The organism is Hymenobacter sp. HSC-4F20, assembly GCF_019599275.1.
In the GTDB taxonomy this organism is placed as follows: Bacteria; Bacteroidota; Bacteroidia; order Cytophagales; family Hymenobacteraceae; genus Hymenobacter.
In genome coordinates, this window is record NZ_JAHZTD010000002.1 from 948,186 (window position 1) to 971,134 (window position 22,949).

The window sequence follows — 22,949 nt, forward strand, 5'->3', positions numbered from 1 at the left end:
TGCAAGAAGAAATCAGCAAATGAGGGAGAGGTACCAACCTATACTTACCCAGGCCCGGAAAAGTTGGCATACCTCAATTGGAAAAGCGCCGTACAATCCGGCACGGCCTATTCTGGCCGAAAAGTTGTGGACGCTCTTCCCTCCTATGCTGCACACCTACCAACCGGCTCCTTTTTCCTCTCCTACCCGACAGCATCAGTTTGAGGCCGTAGTAGGTGCTTTGCGGGCCGAGGCTGGAGCACCTTACACCGTAGTGCTAGGCAACGTGGCGCCAGACCCTACCCGCCCTGATTACCGGTTGGATGCGGTGGTCATTCGCCCGCGCAGCATCACGTTATTGCAGTTGTTGCCGGCGGGGGGCCTGCTTCACATCCCGGACTTGCGCACCGGCACCTGGCTGCTGGATGGCGCTCCTTTGGAAATGCCCGACGAGGCTGAAAATCCCTACGCGCGCTTTGAACAGCAACGCGCTGCCCTAGCTGCCTGGCTCACCCCGCACTTGCCCCCCGATGCCGCCAATCTGCAGTTCACGACCGGGCTTGTGCTGTTTAGTGCTCCGGTGCGGTTTGGGCCGGAGGTAGAGGCGCGCATGGGTGCGGTGCCGGCGGCCTCCACCTTCCATCTTCTACCCGACCCTGCCCGCTTCACCCGGCGCTTAGCGCAGTTGGCCACACCCGAAATCGACCTTACGCCTTCGGATCTGGAGCAACTAACCCAAAGCCTCGGCTTCGGGCCTGCCGATGAGGTAGCCAACTCACCGACGCCTCCTACCCAGACGCAGCCAGTGGAGCCCGCCAGTGCCGGCAACCTACTGCGCCAGAAGGCCGGGCAGCTCTGGCGCTGGCTAGGGGCAGAGGATGTAGATGAGTTGGACCGCCGCTCTACGGGTTACGAAGTTGACTTGGAAGCTCGAAACCAGGAAAAGGAGGAGCTGGAGCAGCTGCGCACTACCCTTCAAGCCGACCTAAGCCAGCAGCTCCGGGCCATGGAATCTCGCGAGACGGAACGGGAGCAGCGCATTGCCCAGTTGCAGCAGCAGCTGGCCGCCGCCCCCATAGCCCCCGAAGCCCCTGACCTGCAAGCCCAGCTAGCCGCCGAAAAACGGGAAAAAGCTGCTCTCGAAGCCTCCATCCAGAACTACCGCACTGAGCTGGAAAGCCGCAACCAGGAGCTAGGCAGCAAAATTCAGCAGCTCGAAAACTTAATTCAGCGTCTTTCGGCTGCTCCGGTTGTCCCGCCTCTCGGCAGCACTGCTATACCGCCGGTGCTACCCCCAAAACCGGCTGCTACCGAAGCGGCTCCTCCTCCGCCTGCGCCTTCTGCAACCCGCATGGAGCCACCTTCCCCGCGCCGTGAGCAATTTGGGCGGCCTGCGGAAGCCCGGCAGCAGCTGCTCGCCGGACTAGAGCGGTGGCGGCCCGCCGTACGCCGACTAACGAGCCGGCTGGGACCCTGGGCTCGGCAGGTGCGCCAACATCCGCGGTGGGCGGCATATGCCGCAGGGGGCGGTGCCGCCTTGCTGCTTGCTCTTGGTATTGCCCGCTGCAACAGCACTAGCGCGCCCGTACCGTTTCAGCACCAAGGCCGCTATGGGCTGCTGGACTCAGATGGGGATACGCTACTGCCCGCTCGTTACGCGCATATCGGGGAGTTCCGCGAGCATCGGGCGGTAGTGGAGCAAGATGGGGTGTTTGGCGTTGTGCAGGACGACGGCCAGGAGGTAGTGAAGCCGGCGTACGACGCACTTTATCCTTACGCCGGCGCATACGCCCGGGTCAAAGTGGGCCAATACTACACCTTTATTGATGCGGCCGGCGAAGAGTTTGGGGCGTATTATTACGCGGCCCGCGACTTTTCCGAAGGCTACGCGGCCGTGCTTGACCACCGGGGCTGGCACTACATCACCGGCCCCGATGAGCCAGCCACTACCCCCGTTATTTTTCAGGAAGCCTACTCCTTTGATAAAGAGCTGGCCCGAATCAAAACCAAGGGGTATTTCACTTTTATCCAGTCCGACTACCTAGCCGATACTACAAGCGGCACGGCTCCTTTCGGGCGCTACTCCAATGCTACCGATTTCGATGCGCAGGGCCGGGCGCGCGTAACCCAGCAGGGCCGCACGTTTTTCATTGACCGCGACGGCGACGAAGTAAAAGAGTAATGCCGAGCCGGGGGTTCTAGTCATCGTGCTTGCGCTTACGCTTGTGTTTGCCTTTCCCGTGCCCTTTGCCCTCGCCCCCCAGCCACCGCAGGACGGCCTCTCGGTAGCTACCGTAGGTGCTGGCCGGAGCCGATGACGGAGCCCGGTTAGCTGCTTTGCTAGCTAGCACCAAACGACCATTTGGCTGCGTATTGATGGCTACCGCCTCCCCCAACAAGGTACAGCCCTGACCATCTTTTACCTCCGTGCGCTTGCCGTCGCGGGCTACTACAAAGCCGTCGCGGGTAATCAGGCGGCCGTTGGGCAGGCGCACGTCGCGCGTCATGGGGCGAGCTTCTCCGTTCCGAATCAGGTACATGCTCCCATCGCGCCGCTGAAACCCATCGTTGGTTTGAGCCACGCCTAGAGAGGTAGTAAAGAGCAGGCAGACAAGTAAGCTTAATCGAAAAAGCATAAAAAAAACAGGGTTCCGAAGGCGGCAAGGGGTAGGCAGCAGTACGCGCCGGTAGCCAGGAAGTTAGCAGGCAAAACAACGGCTAAAAGTTTTGCTAGTGTTCGGGTTACCTTCCGAACGGTAAGCTATTAAGCTCTACACAACGCTAACAGTTGTACTTACAACTCTTTACCTCTACTACACACTACCATGAAAGCCATCTTCAAGTCCTTGTTCGTTGCTGCTGCCGTTACCTTTGCTGCCACCTCCTGCACCCAGGAAGGCAAAGAAAATGCTGAAGCGGCTGGTGAGCACACCGAAGCCGCTGCTGAAAACGCTGGCGATGCTGCCGCTGCTGAAGCTTCTAACGCCGCTAACGCAACTGAGGCAGCTGCCGAAAACGCCGGCGACGCCATCGAAAACGCCGCCGACAAAGCGGCCGACAAAACAGAGGCTGCCGCCGACAAAGCTGCGGCTGAAACCAAAGAAGCCGCTAACAAAACCGAGGCCGCCGCTGATAGAGCTTCGGCTGATGCCAAGGCTGAAATCAATGCCGCTACCAAAAACGACTAGTCGTACGGCATTCTATACAGAAGGCCCCTGCCAGCAACGGCAGGGGCCTTCTGTGTTTTCTGCTTCCTAGCTGTGCACCAGAGGCTCGCTCACGACTGCAGCCCCTGAGGCACCGGCCAGTTCCAGCAGGACTTCATAGTAAGGCCGGCCCTGGATGCGCGACTGCAGCCAGCTATAGAAGCTTAGGGCCTGCAAATCTTCCTGCTCCAACGGCACAAATGCCGGAATGCGCGCGGCCCGCTCGGCAAACTGCGGCCTGCGCGCCAAGTCAGGCGCGTCGATGAGGTCACGCACTAGCTGCAGGTAGCACAGCACTGCCGCGTACCCGCCGCCGTCGGGCCCGAAACGCTCTTTCACCAGGCGTTCAATGGCGCGCAGACGGTTCAGGGCCAGGTCGGGGTTGCCCAGCTCCAGCTGAGTCAGCATCTCGCCCATATTGCGGTTGAGCACCCACTCTACTCCCATTTCCTGCTCGCACCAGTGGTCAGTGCGCCCAATGCCCAGCAGAACTTGGTTGGTTTTTTGGAATTGCCCCTCCGCAAAATAATGAAAGCCCAGCCCCAGCCGGGCCGTTAGCTGGTCGCGGGGCGAGAGAGAAGTGCGCAGAATATCTTCCAGCAACCGGATGCTGTCGGCGTTACGGCGCAGGAAGGCATAGTTGGCAGCCAGGAGAAACGTGTACCGGGCCAGCAGCCCCGTAGCCTGCAGCTTCGGGCCGCTATCCAGCACCGCCCGCAGCCGCTCCAGGTACTCCACCGATTCGCGGAAACGGCGGGTACGGTACAAGGAATGCGCAATCATATACAGGAGCCCCAGCTGAGCTTCGCGGTGGGCCGGCTGAAAGCCGTGGCGCTTTTCCATCAGATGGTAGCAGCGCATCACGAAGGGCGCGAACGAGAGGTAGTCGCGGCGCACGAGCATGGCAGCGCGGGCAATGGACATGAGGCGGTAGAGCAGAGCCGGACGTCGGGCAAAGGCTTCCTGCAGATCATACTCGCGCAGCACATCCTGCAAAATAGTATCAAACGACTCCCCGGCCCGGCCTTTTACCCGCGCTTCTCGCAACCGCTGCCGAATCAGGCTGTCGGCAATGTTGGCGCGCTCCTCCTCGTCGGCTGCTTTCTTATTCTGGTTGCGACGCTGAATAATATCGGTTAGGTCGTCGGCATATTTGCTACCCGCCTGGGTAATCTGCAGGTTATAGACGGTATTCAGTAGCTCATACTGCTCGTTCTGGCAGGCCAGCTTCTCGGCTTTGCGCAGGGTACTCCAGGCCAGCCGGGGCACTCCTACCTCAAATAAGTATTGGGCCAGTGTTAAGAGTCCGCGCACCGAGGAAGCCGCCGTGGGGTCTTGCTGGCGCTGGCGGAGCAGCAGGTAGTCAGTAAGGTGCCGCATTAGCCGCTTGCGCAGGGCGTAATACGCTACGGCGTTCGGCTCCTCGGGGTAAAGCCGGGTCAGCAACTCCTCGGTGGCATATTCCTGCTGGTGCAGTAGCAAGTCGCAGAGGCGCACGTCCATGCGTCCTTTCTGCTTGCGCCGCTGCCGCTGAATGAACTGCCGAAAGTCCTTCCGGTCGTCAGCTGAAAAAGTAAGCAGCGTGGTGCGCAAATCATCCATGCCCGGAAGATAAAGCTCGGTTTGATATCCCCCAATACGCTGGTCGATAAGTCAGAAAGTATTTACATAAACAATTGAATACAAATTTTTTACATGTTATTATACAAGCAGTAAATAGTCTGAATAAACTAAAAGATGGTTGGGGTTATCCGTTCTGAGTCCGCACCTTCGATTTATAGCTTCCATCCTTCACTTTCTGTTTTAGTGTATGACCCGCATAGTGTTTACTTTCTTGTTTATGTTGGCTGGGGTAGTAGCCCACGCGCAGGATTTGCTCACCAAGTCCAGCGGGGAGGAGCTGCAGGTAAAGGTGCTGGAAATTACCCCCACGGAAGTTCGCTACAAGCGCACCGACAACCCCGATGGCCCCCTTATCACGGTGCGCCGCGCCGACGTGTTCATGATTCGCTACGCTAATGGCACGAAGGAGCTACTGGGGGGAGCCAGTGCGCTACCCAGCACCCCACCCGCGGGTAGCAGCAGCACCACCGCTCCTAAAACCGGAACCGTTCCCGGCGACGAGGAATCGATGTACGAGGATGTGCAACTGAACGGCCCGCGCCTGGGCTTTACCCTGCTGAGTGGAGGCATTGCCACCAAGGCTGACCGGGAGTACGGTGTCAATCCGTTTCTGACCCAGTTTGGCTGGCAGTTCGAAACCCGGATTTTTCGCTTGCAGAACGGCACCTCGGGCCTGCTAGAGTTGGTGCCCCTGATCGGTGGCTTGGAGCAAGGTAAGTTTCTGCCTAGCCTGAACGCGCTGATTGGGATTCGCGGGCCCAAAGGCTTTGAGTTTGGCCTGGGGCCCAACGTGTCGCCGGCTGGGGCCAGCATTGCCTTGGCGGTGGGCACTTCGTTTCGCAGCCAGGGAATCAATTTCCCGGTAAATTTTGCGGTAGTCCCCGGCAACGGTGGGGCCCGCTTCAGCTTGTTATTTGGCTTCAACTCCCGCCATCGGTAATCTATTTTTCGCTTTCTTATTCCCATCAGCATGCGCTTTATTCTACTCCTTTTCAGCGGCTTACTTCTGACGTTGCGCACCACTGCCCAGGACGTTATCCTGCAAACCGATGGCGCCGAAATTCCGGGTAAGGTTCTGGCCATCACGCCGGAGCGCATAACCTACGTAAGCGCCGCCGCCGATACCGTGCAGCTGCCTGCTGGGCAGGTATTCCTGATTCGCTACGCCAACGGCACGAAGGAGGTGCTACGCAACCTGGCGGCGCCAGCCCCTGCCCCTACCCTTACCCTCAACCCTACGGAGGCCTATGCCCAGGGCCGACGCGATGCCCGGGCACATTTTAGGGCCCCGGGCGCATTCTGGGGTACGTTTGGGGTTACGGCAGTTACCATACCCGTTCTAGGAGGCCTGGGGGGCCTGGCAACCGGCACTGCCATTGCCGTAACGCCACCGAAAGAGCACAACCTACACGTGCCCGACCCCGTGCGCCTGACCGATGCAAACTATATGCGAGGCTACGAAAAGCAGGCTCAGCGCAAAAAGGTAGGCAAGGCCGCGGCGGGTTTTGGCACCGGCCTGGTGGCGGGGTCGGCCCTGTGGCTGCTCATCGTATTTTCTACCATCAATCACATATAGCTGGTAGCTGAGGCCGGCGGTTGGTGCAGCGGTGTGGCGTGCTGTCTGCGTGTTGCTGGGTAGGCGCCGGGTAGCCGGGAGCTGCCCGGCGGGCCGTGGCATAACTTCATGGTAAGCCCCAGCGTACGCAGGTTATCTTTCCGCCTTACCATTTTCCCTTCCCTGGACGCGAACAACATATGGCATCGACGACGCTACTGAGCTGCGCGCTCGGGGCAACTGGAACGAAAGTAAAGGACAGGCTAAGCAGAAGTGGAGCTACCTCACCGATGACGACCTGAAGTACCAGGAGGGCCAACCAGACGAGTAGTTCGGCCGCCTGCCAGCCAAAACCGGTGAGCCCACTGACGATAGCAAGCATTGGTTTCAGCGGACCTTCTACATGAGCCGCTTTACTCTGGTTTTCCTGAGCCCGGTACTACCGCAGTACTGGGCTCTGCTGTTCCGATGAGTATGCTCCCCGCAACGAATTGTAACTCAACTATATAAATAATCCGATATAATTTATAAATTCAATCACGCTAATAGGATGAGCATGGTGGCTGATGAACTTCGGATGGTAGGAAACACTGCGCTGCTTCGGCTGCCCAAAACAGCTTTTCTGTGTTCCCGCGACTACCCCGCTAGTATTGAGCGCACTACGTATCTGTGGGCTATGGAGCAGCGGCAACTGGGGTATTGCGTCTTGTCGGGCTTTAATTCCCGCCTGGAGCAGTCGGTATTCCGGTTTTTGCGCCGAGACGTACAGCAGCCTATTGTGTACGTTCTAGGACGGGGCATTCAATCCACAGTACAGTTTGAGTACGAGCGGGACATTCACCTGGGGCGCCTGCTGTTTGTTTCGCCCTTCGAGCCAAAAGTCAGCATTGTAACCCCAGAAACCTCCAACGCCCGTGACTTGCTGCTGGTGGACTTGGCCGACCGGTTTTTCATTCCCTATGTGGCGCCGGGTGGCAACCTGGAGCGACTCCTGGCCAGCGAAGCTGCCCGCAGCAAGCCCATCGTCACGCTCAATCTTCCTGAAAACGAAGTCCTGCTCCGGCAGGGGGCCCAGGTGTATCGGCCACCGGGGCTGCTGGCTCATTCCGCCGAGCCGCAGCCCAACCTTAAATAAGTCATCTACCGTAGTGGGGGAGGTACTCACTCCTAACCTGCTACCTTATGTCTGCTGCCAATACAATTCTTTCCGCCGTTCCGGCGTCCCCCTCCTCCGGCATTCGGGCGCTGGCCCGCTTCGGCTTTGCGGCCAAGGGGGTAGTGTACCTGCTCATGGGGCTGCTCGCACTGCTAGCCGCTACCGGCCAGCACGGTGGGCAAACTGCTGATAAAAAGCAGGCGGTGCAGACCTTACAGGGTGTGCCCGGTGGTCCGGTTCTGCTGGGCCTGGTAGCACTGGGGCTGGTAGGCTACATTATCTGGCGCTTCACCCAGGCCCTGATTGATACGGAAGGGAAAGGCCATGACGCCAAAGGCCTCGGGCGGCGACTGGGCTACGCGGGCAGCGGCTTGCTCTACGCGAGCGTGGCGTGGTTCGCTGCGCAGCTGGCTTTTAAAGGCTCGGCTAGCAGCGGAGGCAACGGCCAACAAACCCTCACGGCCAAAGTGCTCGGCTGGCCGGGTGGCGAATGGATTATCATGGCCGTAGGGCTGGCTATCATCGGCGGTGGGGTGTACCAGATTTACCGGGCCTATTCCGGCTCGTTCCATAAGCACGTGAATGCCAGCAGCCTACCGCCTAACCAACAGAATATTGTGTACCGCACTGGCCAGATAGGCTACACGGCCCGCGGCATTGTTATGGGCATTATCGGCTACTTTTTCGTGCAGGCGGGCCGCAACTCGCGCGCCGAGGCCGTGGGCACTACTGATGAGGCGTTTGATTTGCTCGCTTCCATGGGCCCCGCAGTGCTAGGTATTGTAGCTCTGGGCCTGATGGCGTACGGCTTCTATATGCTGGTGCAGGCCCGCTACCCCGTGCTGCGCATCTGAGGGTAGCCGTAAGTACTTAGCAGTGGCAGACAGCTCGTAGTGGCTGTCTGCTTTGTTTTCAGGGGTAGGCGGGCAGCATTTCTCCTACATAATCGGCCAGATACTGATAGGGCAGCGTAAGGCGTCCGTGGCGGGCAATGGTGGCGCGCTCCACCACTGCATCGGCGCTACCGGCGTGTAGTAGGTGGGGCAGCACATTGTCGATGAGTTGGCGGCCAAAGTCGCGGCTTGCGTTGCGGGGTAACTCGCAGGGCAGGTTATCAACGGCCATAATGGTGATGTTGCCGGGCCGGGAGTAGGCGGGCTCCAGTTCACGGGTCTGGCAGTTGTAGTCGAAGGCGGGCTCCTGAATGCTGCTGCTGCGCTTGGTGGTCGGGATGGAGCCGTTCACGTCGCAGGTCACGTCGGCAATGGTATCGATGCGGAAGCCAGGCTGGCAGATGTCGTCCTCGGTAAAAAGCTTCGGAGCTGCCGGATGCCAGTAGGCGCAGGCAATCAGCAGGTTCGTGACGGGCAGAAAGTTGTGAAAAGTTGACTCGTACTCGTGGGGGTTGCGGTGAAAGTCGGGCGTATCCCACACCCGCCCGTCGCGGCGACGGTTGTAGTCGGCGCTGCGCAGCTGGGTGTACACCGGCTCGTTGAACTCGTGGTAGAGGTAGTCGTAGACGCTCACGCGCCGGATGCGCATCATGTTGAGCACCTCTACGGCGCCCTGAGCTACCCGGCCCGAGCCGGTCACGGCTATTTTGATGGGCGGTAGGCGCTTTACTTTAAAAAACTCTTCCTGCATGTCCTCCATATCCACGCACTGGTAGGCGGGCTTAAGCTGAAAGAGCTGGTGCTTGCGGCCATAGGTGAGCAGCCCGTTGTAAGCTCCCACAATGCCGGCCCAGCGTCCAAAGGCCACAATCCGCTCTCCTTGCTCGTTGGTAAGCATCTCGTAGTCAATCAGGGTGATGTTTTTGGCCAGCACCTGGCGGAGCAACTCGCGGTTCGCGGGCTGTTTCTTCACGGTATGAGAGAAGAACAGATACGTTTTGTTGGGCAGCAGCTGGGCCACAGGCACTTCCTTCACCCCCAGCAGAATGTCGCAGTCGGCTACCTCGGGCCGCACTTCAATTCCCAAGTCGCGGTACTCTTGATCAGAGAAGCAGCGGATGGGGCTTTCCTGCACCACGATTTTCAGCCCCGGGAAGCGGGCCTCCGCCTCGGCGCACTTCTTGGGGGTGAGGGGCACGCGCTTATCGGGCGGAACTTTGCCTTCGCGAATCAGGCCAAGGGTGATAGGATGCATAGGGGTAGAGAAGACGGGGTGGGAACCGGCCCTAAATCTGCGGAAAATAGTTGAACCCATGCGCAGTACTCCGCCCTGCCCGCTGCGGACTATTCTCCCCGGTCCGGCGCCGGAGGCGTCCGGCCGGGTGGCTTCAGGAGGCCAGCTGCGGCTAGTATTCTACTCTTGGCGGCTGTTGTTCCGGCGGCGCGGTCAGCAACCGGTTGGGCACCTCTGGCGCCGGACCAGAGCGTGCAGGTGGGGTGCTGGCCGGCGCGCTATACTCCGCGTGGTGGCGAGCCGGAACAAGCCGGAACTTTTGCTGGTTTTAGGACGGAAGCGTGACGCCTTTTCGCGCTACCTTTGTAAGGACCTCGCTACAGGTCTGCTCTGTTGCCACCCTCACCCCTGTTTTTATGTTGCTTCAACCTAAGCCCGCCGATGTGTTCGTGGACCGCCATACTGGTCCTGACGAAGCTGCGGTAGCTGACATGCTGCGCACCATTGGCGTGGAGTCGCTTGACCAGCTCATCGACGAAACCGTGCCGGCCGCCATCCGCCTGAAGAAGCCGCTGAACCTGCCCGCTGCCCTTACGGAGCGGGCTTTTTTGGCGAAGTTCAAACGGATTGCTGGTCAGAACCGGCTGTTCAAAAACTACATCGGCCTGGGCTACCACGATACCCAGCTGCCGCCCGTTATTCAGCGCAATATCCTGGAGAACCCCGGCTGGTACACGGCTTACACGCCCTACCAGGCTGAAATTGCCCAGGGTCGCCTGGAAGCCCTGATCAATTATCAAACGATGATAATTGACCTCACGGGCCTGGAAATTGCCAACGCCAGCCTGCTCGACGAAGGCACCGCCGCCGCCGAAACGCTGCACATGTTCCACTCCCTGACCAAGAAGAAGCAGGCTACCCGCTACTTTATTTCGGACCAGGTACTCCCCCAAACCATTGACGTAGTGCGCACCCGGGCCCTGCCGCTGGGCATTGAGGTAGTAGTGGGCGACCACCGCACCGTGGACCTCACCGATGAAGCGCTGTTTGGCGCCCTGCTGCAGTACCCTGCCGCCGACGGCGCCGTATACGACTATACCGACTTTATTGCCAAGGCCCACAACCACAACCTGTTCGTGACCGTGGCCGCCGACCTGCTGGCCCTGACCTTGCTCACCCCTCCCGGTGAAATGGGCGCCGACGCCGTAGTGGGCAACTCCCAGCGCTTCGGGGTGCCCATGGGCTACGGCGGACCGCACGCCGGCTTTCTGGCTACCAAAGACCAGTTCAAGCGCGTTATTCCGGGCCGTATTATTGGGCAGAGCATTGATGCGGCCGGCAACAAGGCCTACCGCATGGCCCTGCAGACCCGTGAGCAACACATCCGCCGCGAAAAGGCTACGTCCAACATCTGCACCGCCCAGGTGCTGCTCTCGGTGCTGGCTGGCATGTACGCAGTCTACCACGGTCCGCAACGCATTCGGCAGTTTGCCGCCAATGTGCATGTGCTCACTCAAACGCTGGCCCAAGCTCTGACCGCACTAGGTCTGGAGCAAGCCAACGAGTTCTATTTCGATACGCTGGCTATCCGGCTGGAAAGCGCCGAGCTACAGCAGGCTATCCGGCAGGAAGCCGAAGCGGCTGGCATCAACTTCCGCTACTACGGCGAAAACCTGGTGGGCATTTCCCTCCACCAGAACACCGAGCTGGAGGATGTGCAAGACATCGTGGCCGTGTTTGCCAAGGTTCTGGGCCAGGAAGCTGCTCCGGCAGCCCTACCCACCGAGGCCGCGGTGAACTGGCCCCAGGAGCTGATTCGGAAAAGCGAGTACCTAACCCACCCGGTCTTCAACACCCACCACTCCGAGACGGAAATTCTGCGCTACATGAAGCAGCTGGAAAACAAGGACCTGAGCCTGGCTCACTCCATGATTCCGCTGGGTTCGTGCACCATGAAGCTGAACGCCACCGCCGAGATGATTCCGGTAACGTGGCCGGAAATCGGCAGCTTGCACCCGTTCGCTCCGCGCGAGCAGGCCCAAGGCTATGCTGAAATCTTCCGCGACCTGGAAGCCTGGCTTTGCGAGGTAACGGGGTTTGCCGCCGTGAGCCTGCAGCCTAACTCGGGCGCTCAGGGCGAGTACGCCGGTTTGCTGGCCATCAAAGGCTACCACGACGCCCGCGGCGACCAGCACCGCAACGTGGCCCTGATTCCGGCTTCGGCCCACGGCACCAACCCCGCTTCGGCCGTTATGGCGGGCATGCAGGTGGTAGTGGTGAAAAGCACCGAGGAAGGCAACATCGACGTGGAGGACCTCAAGGCCAAAGCCGCCCAGTACGCCGACAAGCTGAGCTGCCTGATGGTGACCTACCCCAGCACGCACGGCGTGTACGAGGAAACCATCATCGACATCTGCCAGACCATTCACCAGCACGGTGGCCGGGTATACATGGACGGGGCCAACATGAACGCGCAGGTAGGCCTGACTTCGCCCGCTACCATCGGGGCCGACGTATGCCACCTGAACCTGCACAAGACCTTCTGCATCCCGCACGGCGGCGGCGGCCCCGGCGTGGGCCCCATTGGGGTAGTAGCCGACCTGGCCCCCTACCTGCCCGGTCACGTGCTGGTAGACGCCGACGGCCGCACAGCGGGGGCGGTTACCTCGGCGCCCTGGGGCTCGGCCAGCATTCTGCCCATCAGCTACGCCTACATCAATATGATGGGCGGCGAAGGTTTGCAGCGGGCTACCCAAACGGCTATACTGAACGCTAACTACATCAAGGCCCGCCTCGAAGAGCACTACCCCGTGCTGTACACCGGCGCCAACGGCCGCTGCGCCCACGAGATGATTCTCGACTGTCGCCAGTTCAAAAAGGCAGGTATTGAAGTGGAGGACATTGCCAAACGCCTGATGGACTATGGCTTCCACGCTCCTACCGTGTCGTTCCCGGTGGCGGGCACGCTAATGGTGGAGCCCACCGAGTCGGAGAGCAAGGAGGAGCTAGACCGCTTCATTGAGGCCATGATCAGCATCCGCAAGGAAATTGCCGCGGTAGAAGAAGGCCGTGCCGATGCCAAGGATAACGTGCTCAAGCATGCCCCGCACACCGCAGCTACGGTACTGGTAGGCGAATGGACACGCCCCTACACCCGGGAGCAAGCCGTGTACCCCACCGAGTACGTGCGCGCCGCCAAGTTCTGGCCCGCCGTCTCCCGCATCGACTCAGCCTACGGCGACCGGAACCTGATCTGCTCCTGCACGCCCCTGGAGCAGTACGTGGACGCTGAAGAGCAGCTGGTTTCCACCGACAAAGGCCCTTCGTACTAACCTTGCCCGTCTAGAACGGCATACATTCGCCTACCTAAAAAGCCCCGGCTACACTGTAGCCGGGGCTTTTTTGCACTTTTTTGTCGCACATCAGCGGCCGCGGTGGTACTTGGCGCGCTTGCTTCTCACTTCGAGAAGCAGGTGCGGTACATATAGCCGCTCTCGGTTTTGCCCGCTGCAGTAAGGCGCACCTTCACAAAATAGGCGTCCACGGTGTCCATTACCTGCACTTCACTGCCCGAGCCTACGGTGGTAAGCTGCCGGGATTCTTTTGTCATGCCATCGTAAAGGATGCATTCTACCACCGTATTATGAGCGACGGGCCCGGCCGACGCCTTGTTAGAACGGGATTCCGTGCTGGCAGCACTGCAGGAAGCGAGCAGCGCAACGCTGCTGAAATAGAGTAAAGCTTTTTTCATTAGGCAACATATAGGAAAATGGCGTTGCAAAAGATAGGCACATTTTAAGGGGAATAAGAATTTTCCTAGTAGCATTCTGCGCGTAATTATTCTGCTTGCATCCTACTTCTGCGGGAACGAGCAGTACCGCCGCGCTGTTTATTCAGCAGAGCTGCTTCAGGTACTGGCTTCGCGGCCGGTACAAGCGGCTTTCATCTCTACCGATACTTTCCATATGAACCGCATTCCCAAATTCTTGACCCGTCCCCTGACGCTGTCGGTGCTGGGGTTGACCCTCCTTCTGGGGGCTAGTGGCTGTGCTACCACGGCCCGCGTAGGTGTTACCTCCGACTTCGACCACTCTGTTAATTTCCGCTCTTACAAAACCTGGGCCTGGTACCCGCAGCAGCCAACCGATACGGAAGGTGGCCCCGCCAAAGGCTACGAGTCGTTCCTGGATAAGCGCATCCGGTCGGCAGTAGAGCAGCAGCTGGCGCAGAAAGGCCTCGCGCAGGTAGAGAAGAACCCCGACGTGTACGTGGCTTACAGCGCCCGGGTGGAGGACAAGCAGCGTAGCACGGCGGGCTATTACGGCCCTTACGGCTACCCGTACTGGTACGGCTATGGTGGTTTCTACAACCGGGGCTTCAACCAAGGCAGCATCGAGTATAAAGCGGGCACCGTAATCCTGGACTTCGTGGATGCCCGCCGCAAAGAGTTGGCGTGGCGCGGTCAGGGGCAAGCGCAAGTAGATAACCAGACTATTTCCGAGCCCGAAGTACAGCGCATTGTAACCAGCATCCTGGGCACCTACCCTCCCGGCCCGGAGCAAGCCAGCCGCTAATCCCGTATCAGCGTATACTCACTTTCAAAAGCCTGTTTTGCCTTCGTGTAAGACAGGCTTTTTTTCTGGATATACAGCACGCAAAAAGCCCGGAGCCTCCATGGGAAGCTCCGGGCTTTTTGCGTACCAGGCAAACGCCTGATCTGCTAAATCGGTACGTTCACGTGGCGCTCGGCATGGTAGCTGGAACGCACCAGCGGACCGCTTTCTACGTATTTCAGCCCGCGCTGCAAGCCTTCTTCTTTGTAATGGGCAAAGAGGTCAGGATGAATAAACTCGGCTACTTCGATGTGGCGCTTGGTAGGTTGCAGGTACTGGCCCAAGGTCAGAATGTCGAGGCCATTGGCCACCAGGTCGTCCATGGCGCGGTACATTTCGTCCTTGGTTTCACCCAGGCCCAGCATAATGCCCGACTTGGTGCGCTTACCCGCTTCCTTGGTGCGCCGGATTTGCTCCAGGCTTCGGTCGTACTTGGCCTGCGGGCGTACGAGGCGGTAGAGGCTGCCTACCGTCTCCATGTTGTGCGATACTACCTCTTGGCCGCCGGCAATCATGGTATCCAGGGCAGCCCAGTTGGCTTTCACGTCCGGAATCAGGGTCTCGATGGTGGTGGTAGGCGAAAGCTGCTTGGTTTGCACCACGGTTTCGTACCAGACGCTGGCCCCGCGGTCCTTCAGTTCGTCGCGGTTGACGGAGGTAATTACGGCGTGCTTCACCCCCATGAGCTGAATGGCTTCGGCCACCCGGCGGGGTTCGTCGAGGTCATACTCGTTGGGGCGGCCGGTGGCCACGGCGCAGAAAGAGCAGGAGCGTGTGCACACGTTGCCCAATATCATAAACGTAGCCGTGCCTGCGCCCCAGCACTCGCCCATATTGGGACAGTTGCCGCTTTCGCAGATAGTGTGCAGCTTATGTTCATCCACTAGGCGGCGGACATTGGCGTAGGCCGGGCCCACGGGCAGCTTCACGCGCAGCCAGTCGGGCTTACGCGGTTTGGCGGGGGCCGCGGGGGCCGCCACCACGGGCTGAATGATGGGCAGGGTCAGCAACAGTTCATCCATGTTGCAAAGGTAAGGGGGAATAGGTTGCGGGTATTCAGCCAGTAAGACAATTCCACCCTGCTGCTGGTTTCGTGCTGTCTTCAGGAAAAGAGAATGGCCCCCGCAGCGGTGCTACGGGGGCCATTATCAGGCAAAATTAATTTCGGCTGCCCAGGTAAAGGGTTAAGTACACGGAGGGCAGAAACTGGTCGTTCAGGTCTTTGTCGGGCACATCGGCTACCCGAATGATGGGCGGGTCCTTGGCATAGGCCTCCAGAAGAAATCCTACTTCCACGCCCGCCACGGCGTCGCGGTACCGGCCATACTCAAAGCTTAGCGCACCGCGCAGGTGTGCTCCCAGGATAGGCTTGGTTTGCCCAACTCCCGAAAAAAGCGGCGCGCGGTCTACCAGCCGCTCATATGGCTGCGTATGAACGGTGGGATCATACTGCTCATTGCGGATATCCGCCGCGCTAACACTGGTTTGGGTAGGGCCATAGTTGTAGCTGATATAGTAAGGCATAAGCAGCCCAATAGTTGGGCCCGCGCTAGCCAGAGCATTCACCTGCACACCAGACTCCGGCGCCTTACGAAAAATCACGCGTTGCGCCCCCACCGACGGCCGGACGGCAAACAGGTAGTTGCTCTTACCATACACGAAGGAGCCGCCGTACCCGGTGCCCTGCTTCTGCTCCTTGGGGTGTTTTATCTCTACGGCCTCCAGGCTCCAGAAGCGGGACCAGTTCTGGTTCAGCAGGCGTGTAGAGCGCACCGATGCGCCCCCAATCAGGCCGCCCCGGGTGTTGAAGTTGATGCCGTAGGTAAACTCTTTCCGGTACGAAGGGTCGTCGTTGCTGGAAGAAGTAACTTGGCTTCGCTGGGCCTGCGCCGCTGGAGCAGCTGCTAACGCGGCCAGCAGCAGGCCACTACCAATAACAAACGAAGTACGCACGGGTTGCAAAAGCGAGGGGCAGTGAAGGAAGTACAGGCACGCCGGTTTCTGACCGGCAAGCCTACCGAAAGTACGTAAATTTACCCGCATACAATTGCCTACATTTCAATTTTCTATGAGCACTGCCACCGCCCGCTACGCCGGCCATTTGCGCACCGAAGCCGTTCATGTTGCTTCCGGAAATACCATTCTTACGGATGCTCCCGTCGATAATCACGGCCGGGGCGAAGCTTTTTCCCCCACCGACTTAGTTAGCGCAGCGCTAGGCTCGTGCATGATGACCATTATGGGCATCGTAGCCGAGCGCCATGGCCTTGATCTGACCGGCGTACGATGGGAGGTAACCAAGCATATGCTAGCGGAGCCGCGGCGCATCGGGCAGATTGACGTTACGTTTCACCTACCCGCTACCCTAACAGAGAAGGAGCAGACGATTTTGGAGAATGCCGCCCGCACCTGTCCGGTAGCGCTTAGCTTAAACCCGGAAATTCGTCAGGAGGTTCGGTTCCTGTATGCGTAATGAGCTAGTGCACGGGGGAGGCTACCGTTCCGCTGGCGCTGGTTGCGCAGACAGAAGGCTAACCTCCCCCGTGCACTAGTTCATTATTTCACCATGTCCTTCACCTCGCTGAGGCGAATACCCATGTGCGAGGCATCGTAGCTACACTCCCCATTCTGGATGAGCAGCAGCTGGGGCGACTCGTGGCGGACGCCAAATTTCTCAGCTATTTCATTGGAAATAGGACGAAACCGCAGCAAATCCAGGTAGTAGAGCTTCGTATTTTCCAGGCCGGCATCGTCCCACTGGCGCTCTACCTTGCCTTTGGCGGCGGCGCTGATGGAGCAGGAGGTGCTGTGCTTGAAGATAAGGACCGGTTGTTCGTATGATTCCCGAACGATGTCGGAGAGTTGCTCGGCTTGGGTGAGAGGTTGCCAGGGAGTCATGGGCGTAGTAAGAGGTTACTGAGAACTGGATTCTTTCTTTTTCCGCAGACGAAAACCAGGGCGCGATGGTTCGTTTACGCGGGGCGCGCCCGTGCGGTCGAATTGGTAACTAGCCCGCTCATCGGTAGGTTTAAACGCCGCTTGCCGGCCGCTCGCTCCGTGCCTGAGTTCGGCTTTCGTCACTTTCAGGTGCGATTCTTTGTACTCGCCCTTGAACTGCTCCGCCTCGCGCAGGGCCCGGCGGTTAGCGGCCCGCTGCCGCGCTGGCGTAGTAGACTCCAATTGGGCCTGAGCCCGGGTGCCCACTAGGCTGGCCAGGGCGAACGTAGTGAGAAAGAGGTAGCGCATAGAGCGAGAAGAATACCGTGAGAGATAGGAAAACAAGCTGCCGGCCTGGCCCCTGGATATGCGCCAAGATAACTCCTGGTACGACATAGCCCGCCGAAAGGCCTGCTTTACTGCAGGAAATCCGGGAGCATGATACCCAGAATTTTGCGCTGGCCCACTTTGCGCTTTACGCGGCGCCGCTCATACTTGGGCTTTTTGAGCAACCCGTTTTTATCGTAGCTGTTTTTCTGGGTCTTCACAGCTTCCTTCTCCACGTCCAGGGCCCGTCCGTCGGCCGATTGATTGTCGGGGTTGCTGGCCTTTTTGACTTTGGGCTGGGGTGGGCCGGTGGGGCTGGGAATACGGTAGCGGTGACAGGCCGAGGCTAAGAGCAGCACTAGCGTTACCAGCACCAGTAACCGTGCGCGCCATCCGGAAGCAGTAGAAAACTTCATTCTGAGTACAAATCAACGTCTTGCCCGGCAAGGCCGGGCGCGCAAAATACGGATTTTGCCTGCCCAGCCTCGGCAGCTGTAGCTGCAAGCTGGCTCACGGCCCCAGCAGCCAAGCTGCGCCCTAGTATGAGCGCAGCTTGACCACCGTTTCGCGCAGGCGTTGCTGGGGCAGGAACACTTTTTCGAGTGGGGGCGCAAAGGGCACGGCTGTATCCAAGGAAGCCACGCGGTGCACGGGCGCGTCGAGGTGGCGGAAGCAATGCTCGGCAATCCAGGCGGCTATTTCGCCGCCCAGGCCGCCGAGGAGTGTGTCCTCGTGCAGAATAATCACGCGGCCGGTCTTTTCCACGGTTTGGCGCACGGCTTCCGTGTCCCAGGGTAGGAGAGTGCGCAGGTCGAGGATGTCAGCGGAAAGGCCTACCTCGTCGGCCAGGGCAGTGGCCCAGTGCACCCCGGCCCCGTAGGTGATAATGCTCATCTCGTCGCCCTCCCGCACCAGCGCGGCCTTACCGATGGGCGTGGTGTAGTAGGCATCGGGTACGGGCGCCGTAATGCTGCGGTACAGCAGCTTGTGCTCAAAGAACATCACGGGGTTAGGGTCTTCAAAGGAAGCGCAGAGCAGTCCCTTGGCATCTACAGGGTTGCTGGGGAACACCACTTTCAGGCCGGGCGTGTGCGTAAACCAAGCCTCGTTGCTCTGGGAGTGGAAGGGGCCGGCGGCCGTACCCGCACCGGTAGGCATGCGTACCACCACATCGGCGTTCTGGCCCCAGCGGTAGTGGCTTTTGGCCAGGTTATTTACAATCTGGTTGAAGCCGCAGGTCACGAAATCGGCAAACTGCATTTCTACCATGGCTTTCTTGCCCTTGATGCTCAGGCCCAGGCCCGCGCCCACAATGGCCGACTCGCACAGCGGCGTATTGCGCACCCGGCCCTTGCCAAACTGCTGCACGAAGCCTTCCGTAACTTTGAACACGCCCCCGTACTCAGCAATATCCTGGCCCATGAGCACCAGCTCGGGGTAGCGCTCCATGCTCTGGCGGAGTCCGTCGGAAATGGCATCAACGTAGCGCTTTTCAGTTGCCGGTTGTGAGTTGCCGGTTGCCAGATGAAGAGAAGCATCAGGCTCGAAGGGTTGGTACATATCGGCCAGCTCCTGCCGGGCATCAGCCGTGGGCATGGGGGTAGCATCGGCCACGCGAAGGCCTTCCTCAATTTCGCGCTTAATGGTTTCGCGGTAGCGCATGCGGGCTTCTTCGTCCAGAATGCCCTCGTGCAACAGCCACTTTTCGTAATTCTCTACGGGGTCTTTCTGGGCCCACTGCTCAAACAGCTCCTGGGGCACGTATTTGGTGCCGCTGGCTTCCTCGTGGCCGCGCATCCGAAACGTGAGAGCCTCCAGCAACACCGGCCGCGGGTTTTGGCGCAGGTCTTCGGCCAGGCGGCGCACGGTGTCATACACTTCCAGCACGTTGTTGCCGTCTACCTGCACGGCTTCCATACCGTAGGCCGGCCCTTTGTCCACGAAGTAGCGGAAGCGGAACTGCTCGTTGGAGGGCGTGCTCAGGCCGTAGCCATTGTTTTCAATGACGAAGATGACGGGCAGCTCCCACACGGCCGCCACGTTCAAGGCCTCGTGGAAGTCGCCTTCGGAAGCGCCACCGTCGCCGCTGTAGGTTACCGTCACTTTCGGCTTGTCGTCGAGCTTATCGGCCAGGGCAATGCCGCCGGCAACCGCTAGCTGCGGCCCCAGGTGCGAAATCATGCCCACGATGTGGTGCTCATTGGTACCGAAGTGAAAGGACCGGTCGCGGCCCTTGGTGAAGCCAGTGGTTTTGCCCTGCCACTGCGCAAACAGCCGATCCAGCGGCACATTGCGGCCCGTGAACACGCCCAGGTTGCGGTGCAGAGGCAGGATGTACTCGTCCTCGTCCAGGGCCAGGGTGCTGCCCACCGAAATAGCTTCCTGCCCAATACCCGAAAACCACTTGCTTACTTTGCCCTGGCGCAGCAGAATGAGCATTTTCTCCTCAATCAGGCGGGGTTTGAGCAGGCCCTGGTAGAGGTGCAGCAGCGTATCGTTGGAGTAGTCTTTCCGGTCGAAGTTCATCGGGACGTAGCAGGAAGTGATGGGTAGGGCCAAAAGTACGGGTTTGGCGGGGAAGGGGAATTATCGGCTGGGCTTTATGGAATTGGCCGCGGCCGGGCATCTATCTTCGGGACCGACTTCCTCCCTACCCATTGCCTATGGCCCGACTATTACCACTCAGTTTATTATTTCCGCTTTCTGTTGCTGCCCAAGCCCAGCAGCCGGATACGCTGGCCCCGCGCCGGGTGGGCGTAGCCGTGCTACTTGATAGTGTGGCGGCGCTACCCGAGTTTACTACCGAACCAAATGGGTTTATTGACAAGGTTCCTGGCGTTCAAATTACCTCCTCGGCTAACCTACTTGCCTACCTCCCGCTGCAAGAGCAACTGCGGAAGGTAGCGGGCGTGCAGGCCACGCCCTACTCCGGCGCACCGGGGGCCCAGGTGGCGGTGCGCATCCGGGGGGCGGCCAGCCTCGCCAGCAATGCCCAGCCGCTCTACGTGGTAGATGGCATGCCCGTGTTCCAGAATACGTTTCGGCCGGGCATGAGCACCTCACTCGGGGGCGTGGTCCCGACGGAGATGCAGGAGCTGGACAATAATCCGCTGCTGAGCATCCCGAATGAGGATATTGAGCAGGTGGAGATTTTGAAGGGCGCTTACGAAACGGCCCTCTACGGCTCCCAGGGCCTGAATGGCGTTATCCGCATTACAACCCGCCGGGGGCAATTGGGCAAGCCGCGCCTGAGCTACTCGGGCTACGGCGGCGTGCAGCAGGCCCGCACCCGCTACGATTTGCTGGATGCCCGGGAGTACGCCGTCCTGCGCAATGAGGTGTCCCAACGGATTGGGCGGCCCCTCGAGTACAGCCCCGCCCAACTGGCCGCGCTGGGTGCTGGCACCGATTGGCAGGATGAGCTGCTGCGCACGGCTGCCGTGCAGGAGCACCACCTGGGCCTGTCGGGCGGCACGGCAGCCACCCGCTACTACGTTGCCGCCGACTACCTGAGCCAAGAGGGGGTAGTGCTGAACTCGCGCCTGCGCCGCTACGCGGCCCGCACCGCCCTCAATCAGCAAATTGGCCGGCGCCTGCGCCTGGATGCCACCGGCAGCTTCAGCCAGACCGCCGAGCGGATTCCGAGCTACTACACACTGCAGAATGCGCTGCTCACGCCGCCTACCCAGTCGCTCGCGGACAACCCCAACCCCGGCTACTACGTGAACCCGGTGGACCAGGCCCGGCAAAGCTTTCGGGCGCCCAAGCAGCAGCGGCTGCTGGCCCAGTTGGGCGCGCGCTACGAGGTAGCCACTGGCCTCACGCTGGATGTGCGCGCCAACCTGGAGCGGGCTACCCTCCGCAGCCGCTCCTACCAGTCGGCGTTCAGCAGCTTTCCGGCCGGCGAAAACGGTAGCCTCACCTTTACGTACCGCCAATGGATAGTCAACCCCGCCCTGCGCTATGCCCGCAGTTTTGGTGGGGAGCGGCACGCCGTAACGGCCAGCCTGGAGGCCATGCGCCAGGACCGCAACTTCACGACGGAGCAGTACAGCTACATTCCCGGCTCAACTAATGGAAATCAGGGTAGCAGCGGCAGCACCGCCCAGGCTAGCATGAATTTCTACCAGCTTACGGGCGGCTACACCTTTGCTGAGCGGTACCAGATACGAGGTACGCTGCGCCGCGACGGGTCCAGCACGTTTGCGCCGGCTGACCGCTGGGACTGGCTGCCGGGAGCGGAGGTGCGCTGGCACGCGGCCAAGGAAAAGTTTTGGTCGGCGGCGCCCGGCCGGCTGGATGTATGGGCTGGCTGGGGGCGCACTTCGGGCGCGGGCAACCTCGGACGAAACTCCATTGAGATTATCGTACCGGGCCAGGGCGGCACGGGCCAGGGCCTACCCCTCTTTCTGCCCGAGCAGGGCCAGCAGGTGGAGGTAGGCGCGGAAGCCGGCCTGCTGAACAATCATCTGACCATAACGGCCCAGGCCTACTCGCGGCGCACCGCCAGCACAGGCCGGGCGCCGGGCCTTCTAACCGGGAATGATCCTGCGCCACGTGACTACCTGCGCAACGCGGGTCTGGAGCTGACGGTACAGGGAACGTGGCAGGCCGGTAAGCTGCAAGGCGTGAGCCGGCTGGTGGCAGCTACCAACCGCAACCGCTACGAGCAGGGTGCTTCCGTTTACTTTTTCACCTACCAGCATACCCTCGATGGGCAGCCCCTGAGCACATTCTACGGCTACCGCCCCCAAGAGGGCCTGGATGCCACCGGCAACCTTCGCTACGAGGATGTAAACAGCAACGGGCAGCCCGATTTACAGGACCGCCAGCCACTCGGCAGTGGCCTTCCCAAGCAACTGCTCAGCTTCAGCCAGGTGCTTACGCTGGGCCGCTTCGAGGCGCAGGTACAGGCAGATGGCCTGTTTGGCTACCAGATTCACAACACCGCCTTGCTGTACCTGGATGACCCCAACGGCCACAACAACGCTTCCGGCCGGGTCCGGGCCCGCTGGACGCCCACCAACACGGCCACTGCGGTGCCGGCGGCTGGCTCCTTGCAGCCAGCCTTCAGCTCCTACACCCTGCAATCGGGCAACCATGTGCGGCTGTCGGCCCTTACCGTTGGCTATAAGGTATGGGAGAAAGAAGCACGCAACGTGCGCGTATGGCTCGGCGGCCAAAATCTGCTGGTGCTCACCAAGTACCGTGGTTACGACCCCAACGTTAGTTCCGCCGGCTCCGACAACCAACAGGCCGGCCTGGATGCCGGCGCCTACCCCACGCCCCGCACCTTGCTACTGGGCCTGCGGGCAACGCTGTAACTCCTGGCTTGGCGGCTAGCCTGATCTTCCGACTTTGCCTGTTTAACCGCCTGAAACTTCTGTTTTGGGCGGCTGGTTGTTTATCTTACTGCCCGCCGGGCG

General features: G+C 60.1%; 20 protein-coding genes. 10 read left to right on the forward strand and 10 right to left on the reverse strand.

Annotated elements, in window-relative coordinates; translation table 11 throughout:
- Positions 1–145: 145 nt before the first annotated feature.
- On the forward strand, positions 146–2,161 hold the full coding sequence (locus tag K3G63_RS13825) for a WG repeat-containing protein (RefSeq protein ID WP_220614681.1): 2,016 nt from the start codon (positions 146–148) through the stop codon (positions 2,159–2,161).
- Between the two features lie 16 nt (positions 2,162–2,177).
- Here the strand turns inward: K3G63_RS13825 and K3G63_RS13830 are convergent, their stop codons facing one another.
- Positions 2,178–2,615 (reverse strand): DUF6799 domain-containing protein, encoded by a 438-nt coding sequence (locus K3G63_RS13830; protein WP_220614682.1) that lies wholly within the window; start codon positions 2,613–2,615, stop codon positions 2,178–2,180.
- Between the two features lie 189 nt (positions 2,616–2,804).
- Here K3G63_RS13830 and K3G63_RS13835 point away from each other — a divergent pair, with 189 nt between their 5' ends.
- Positions 2,805–3,167 (forward strand): hypothetical protein, encoded by a 363-nt coding sequence (locus tag K3G63_RS13835; RefSeq protein ID WP_220614683.1) that lies wholly within the window; start codon positions 2,805–2,807, stop codon positions 3,165–3,167.
- Between the two features lie 66 nt (positions 3,168–3,233).
- On the opposite strand, the gene K3G63_RS13840 is transcribed toward K3G63_RS13835, so the two are convergent.
- Positions 3,234–4,787, reverse strand: a complete 1,554-nt coding sequence (locus K3G63_RS13840) for a hypothetical protein (RefSeq protein WP_220614684.1) — start codon at positions 4,785–4,787, stop codon at positions 3,234–3,236.
- A gap of 208 nt (positions 4,788–4,995) precedes the next feature.
- On the opposite strand from K3G63_RS13840, the gene K3G63_RS13845 reads away from it, so the two are divergent.
- The 4 genes from K3G63_RS13845 (at position 4,996) to K3G63_RS13860 (ending at position 8,373) form a co-directional block, all read left to right on the forward strand.
- Positions 4,996–5,748: a hypothetical protein gene (locus K3G63_RS13845; RefSeq protein WP_220614685.1), complete on the forward strand. Its 753-nt coding sequence runs from the start codon at positions 4,996–4,998 to the stop codon at positions 5,746–5,748.
- Positions 5,749–5,778: 30 nt separating this feature from the next.
- Entirely contained in the window at positions 5,779–6,384 is a 606-nt protein-coding gene (locus tag K3G63_RS13850) for a hypothetical protein (RefSeq protein ID WP_220614686.1), read from the forward strand.
- A 529-nt stretch (positions 6,385–6,913) separates the two neighbouring features.
- Positions 6,914–7,498, forward strand: a complete 585-nt coding sequence (locus tag K3G63_RS13855) for a hypothetical protein (protein WP_220614687.1) — start codon at positions 6,914–6,916, stop codon at positions 7,496–7,498.
- Between the two features lie 47 nt (positions 7,499–7,545).
- Positions 7,546–8,373 carry a DUF1206 domain-containing protein gene (locus K3G63_RS13860; RefSeq protein WP_220614688.1) on the forward strand — a complete coding sequence of 276 codons (828 nt, stop codon included), beginning with the start codon at positions 7,546–7,548 and terminating at the stop codon, positions 8,371–8,373.
- Between the two features lie 58 nt (positions 8,374–8,431).
- Here the strand turns inward: K3G63_RS13860 and K3G63_RS13865 are convergent, their stop codons facing one another.
- Positions 8,432–9,667 carry an NAD(P)-dependent oxidoreductase gene (locus K3G63_RS13865; RefSeq protein ID WP_220614689.1) on the reverse strand — a complete coding sequence of 412 codons (1,236 nt, stop codon included), beginning with the start codon at positions 9,665–9,667 and terminating at the stop codon, positions 8,432–8,434.
- Positions 9,668–10,062: 395 nt separating this feature from the next.
- On the opposite strand from K3G63_RS13865, the gene gcvP reads away from it, so the two are divergent.
- Positions 10,063–12,978, forward strand: a complete 2,916-nt coding sequence (gene gcvP / locus K3G63_RS13870; protein WP_220614690.1) for an aminomethyl-transferring glycine dehydrogenase — start codon at positions 10,063–10,065, stop codon at positions 12,976–12,978.
- Between the two features lie 125 nt (positions 12,979–13,103).
- Here gcvP and K3G63_RS13875 read toward each other — a convergent pair whose 3' ends face one another.
- Complete coding sequence (locus tag K3G63_RS13875; RefSeq protein ID WP_220614691.1) at positions 13,104–13,256, reverse strand: hypothetical protein; 153 nt, start codon at positions 13,254–13,256, stop codon at positions 13,104–13,106.
- A 355-nt stretch (positions 13,257–13,611) separates the two neighbouring features.
- Here K3G63_RS13875 and K3G63_RS13880 point away from each other — a divergent pair, with 355 nt between their 5' ends.
- Positions 13,612–14,220, forward strand: a complete 609-nt coding sequence (locus K3G63_RS13880; RefSeq protein WP_220614692.1) for a DUF4136 domain-containing protein — start codon at positions 13,612–13,614, stop codon at positions 14,218–14,220.
- A 146-nt stretch (positions 14,221–14,366) separates the two neighbouring features.
- Here K3G63_RS13880 and lipA read toward each other — a convergent pair whose 3' ends face one another.
- Together lipA and K3G63_RS13890 are read right to left on the reverse strand one after the other, a co-directional pair.
- On the reverse strand, positions 14,367–15,281 hold the full coding sequence (lipA, locus tag K3G63_RS13885) for a lipoyl synthase (protein WP_259404443.1): 915 nt from the start codon (positions 15,279–15,281) through the stop codon (positions 14,367–14,369).
- Positions 15,282–15,417: 136 nt separating this feature from the next.
- Entirely contained in the window at positions 15,418–16,212 is a 795-nt protein-coding gene (locus tag K3G63_RS13890; protein ID WP_220614693.1) for a hypothetical protein, read from the reverse strand.
- 115 nt (positions 16,213–16,327) lie between these two features.
- Here K3G63_RS13890 and K3G63_RS13895 point away from each other — a divergent pair, with 115 nt between their 5' ends.
- A complete protein-coding gene (locus K3G63_RS13895; RefSeq protein WP_220614694.1) occupies positions 16,328–16,732 on the forward strand; it encodes an OsmC family protein in 405 nt (134 codons plus the stop codon).
- Between the two features lie 83 nt (positions 16,733–16,815).
- Here K3G63_RS13895 and ytxJ read toward each other — a convergent pair whose 3' ends face one another.
- The 4 genes from ytxJ to K3G63_RS13915 form a co-directional block, all read right to left on the reverse strand.
- A complete protein-coding gene (gene ytxJ, locus K3G63_RS13900; RefSeq protein ID WP_220614695.1) occupies positions 16,816–17,157 on the reverse strand; it encodes a bacillithiol system redox-active protein YtxJ in 342 nt (113 codons plus the stop codon).
- A 15-nt stretch (positions 17,158–17,172) separates the two neighbouring features.
- Positions 17,173–17,505, reverse strand: a complete 333-nt coding sequence (locus K3G63_RS13905) for a hypothetical protein (RefSeq protein WP_220614696.1) — start codon at positions 17,503–17,505, stop codon at positions 17,173–17,175.
- 107 nt (positions 17,506–17,612) lie between these two features.
- Entirely contained in the window at positions 17,613–17,939 is a 327-nt protein-coding gene (locus K3G63_RS13910; RefSeq protein ID WP_220614697.1) for a hypothetical protein, read from the reverse strand.
- A gap of 121 nt (positions 17,940–18,060) precedes the next feature.
- Positions 18,061–20,049, reverse strand: coding sequence for a thiamine pyrophosphate-dependent enzyme (locus K3G63_RS13915; RefSeq protein WP_220615111.1), 1,989 nt, complete (start codon positions 20,047–20,049; stop codon positions 18,061–18,063).
- Positions 20,050–20,186: 137 nt separating this feature from the next.
- Here K3G63_RS13915 and K3G63_RS13920 point away from each other — a divergent pair, with 137 nt between their 5' ends.
- Positions 20,187–22,847, forward strand: a complete 2,661-nt coding sequence (locus K3G63_RS13920; protein ID WP_220614698.1) for a SusC/RagA family TonB-linked outer membrane protein — start codon at positions 20,187–20,189, stop codon at positions 22,845–22,847.
- The last annotated feature ends 102 nt before the right edge of the window (positions 22,848–22,949 follow it).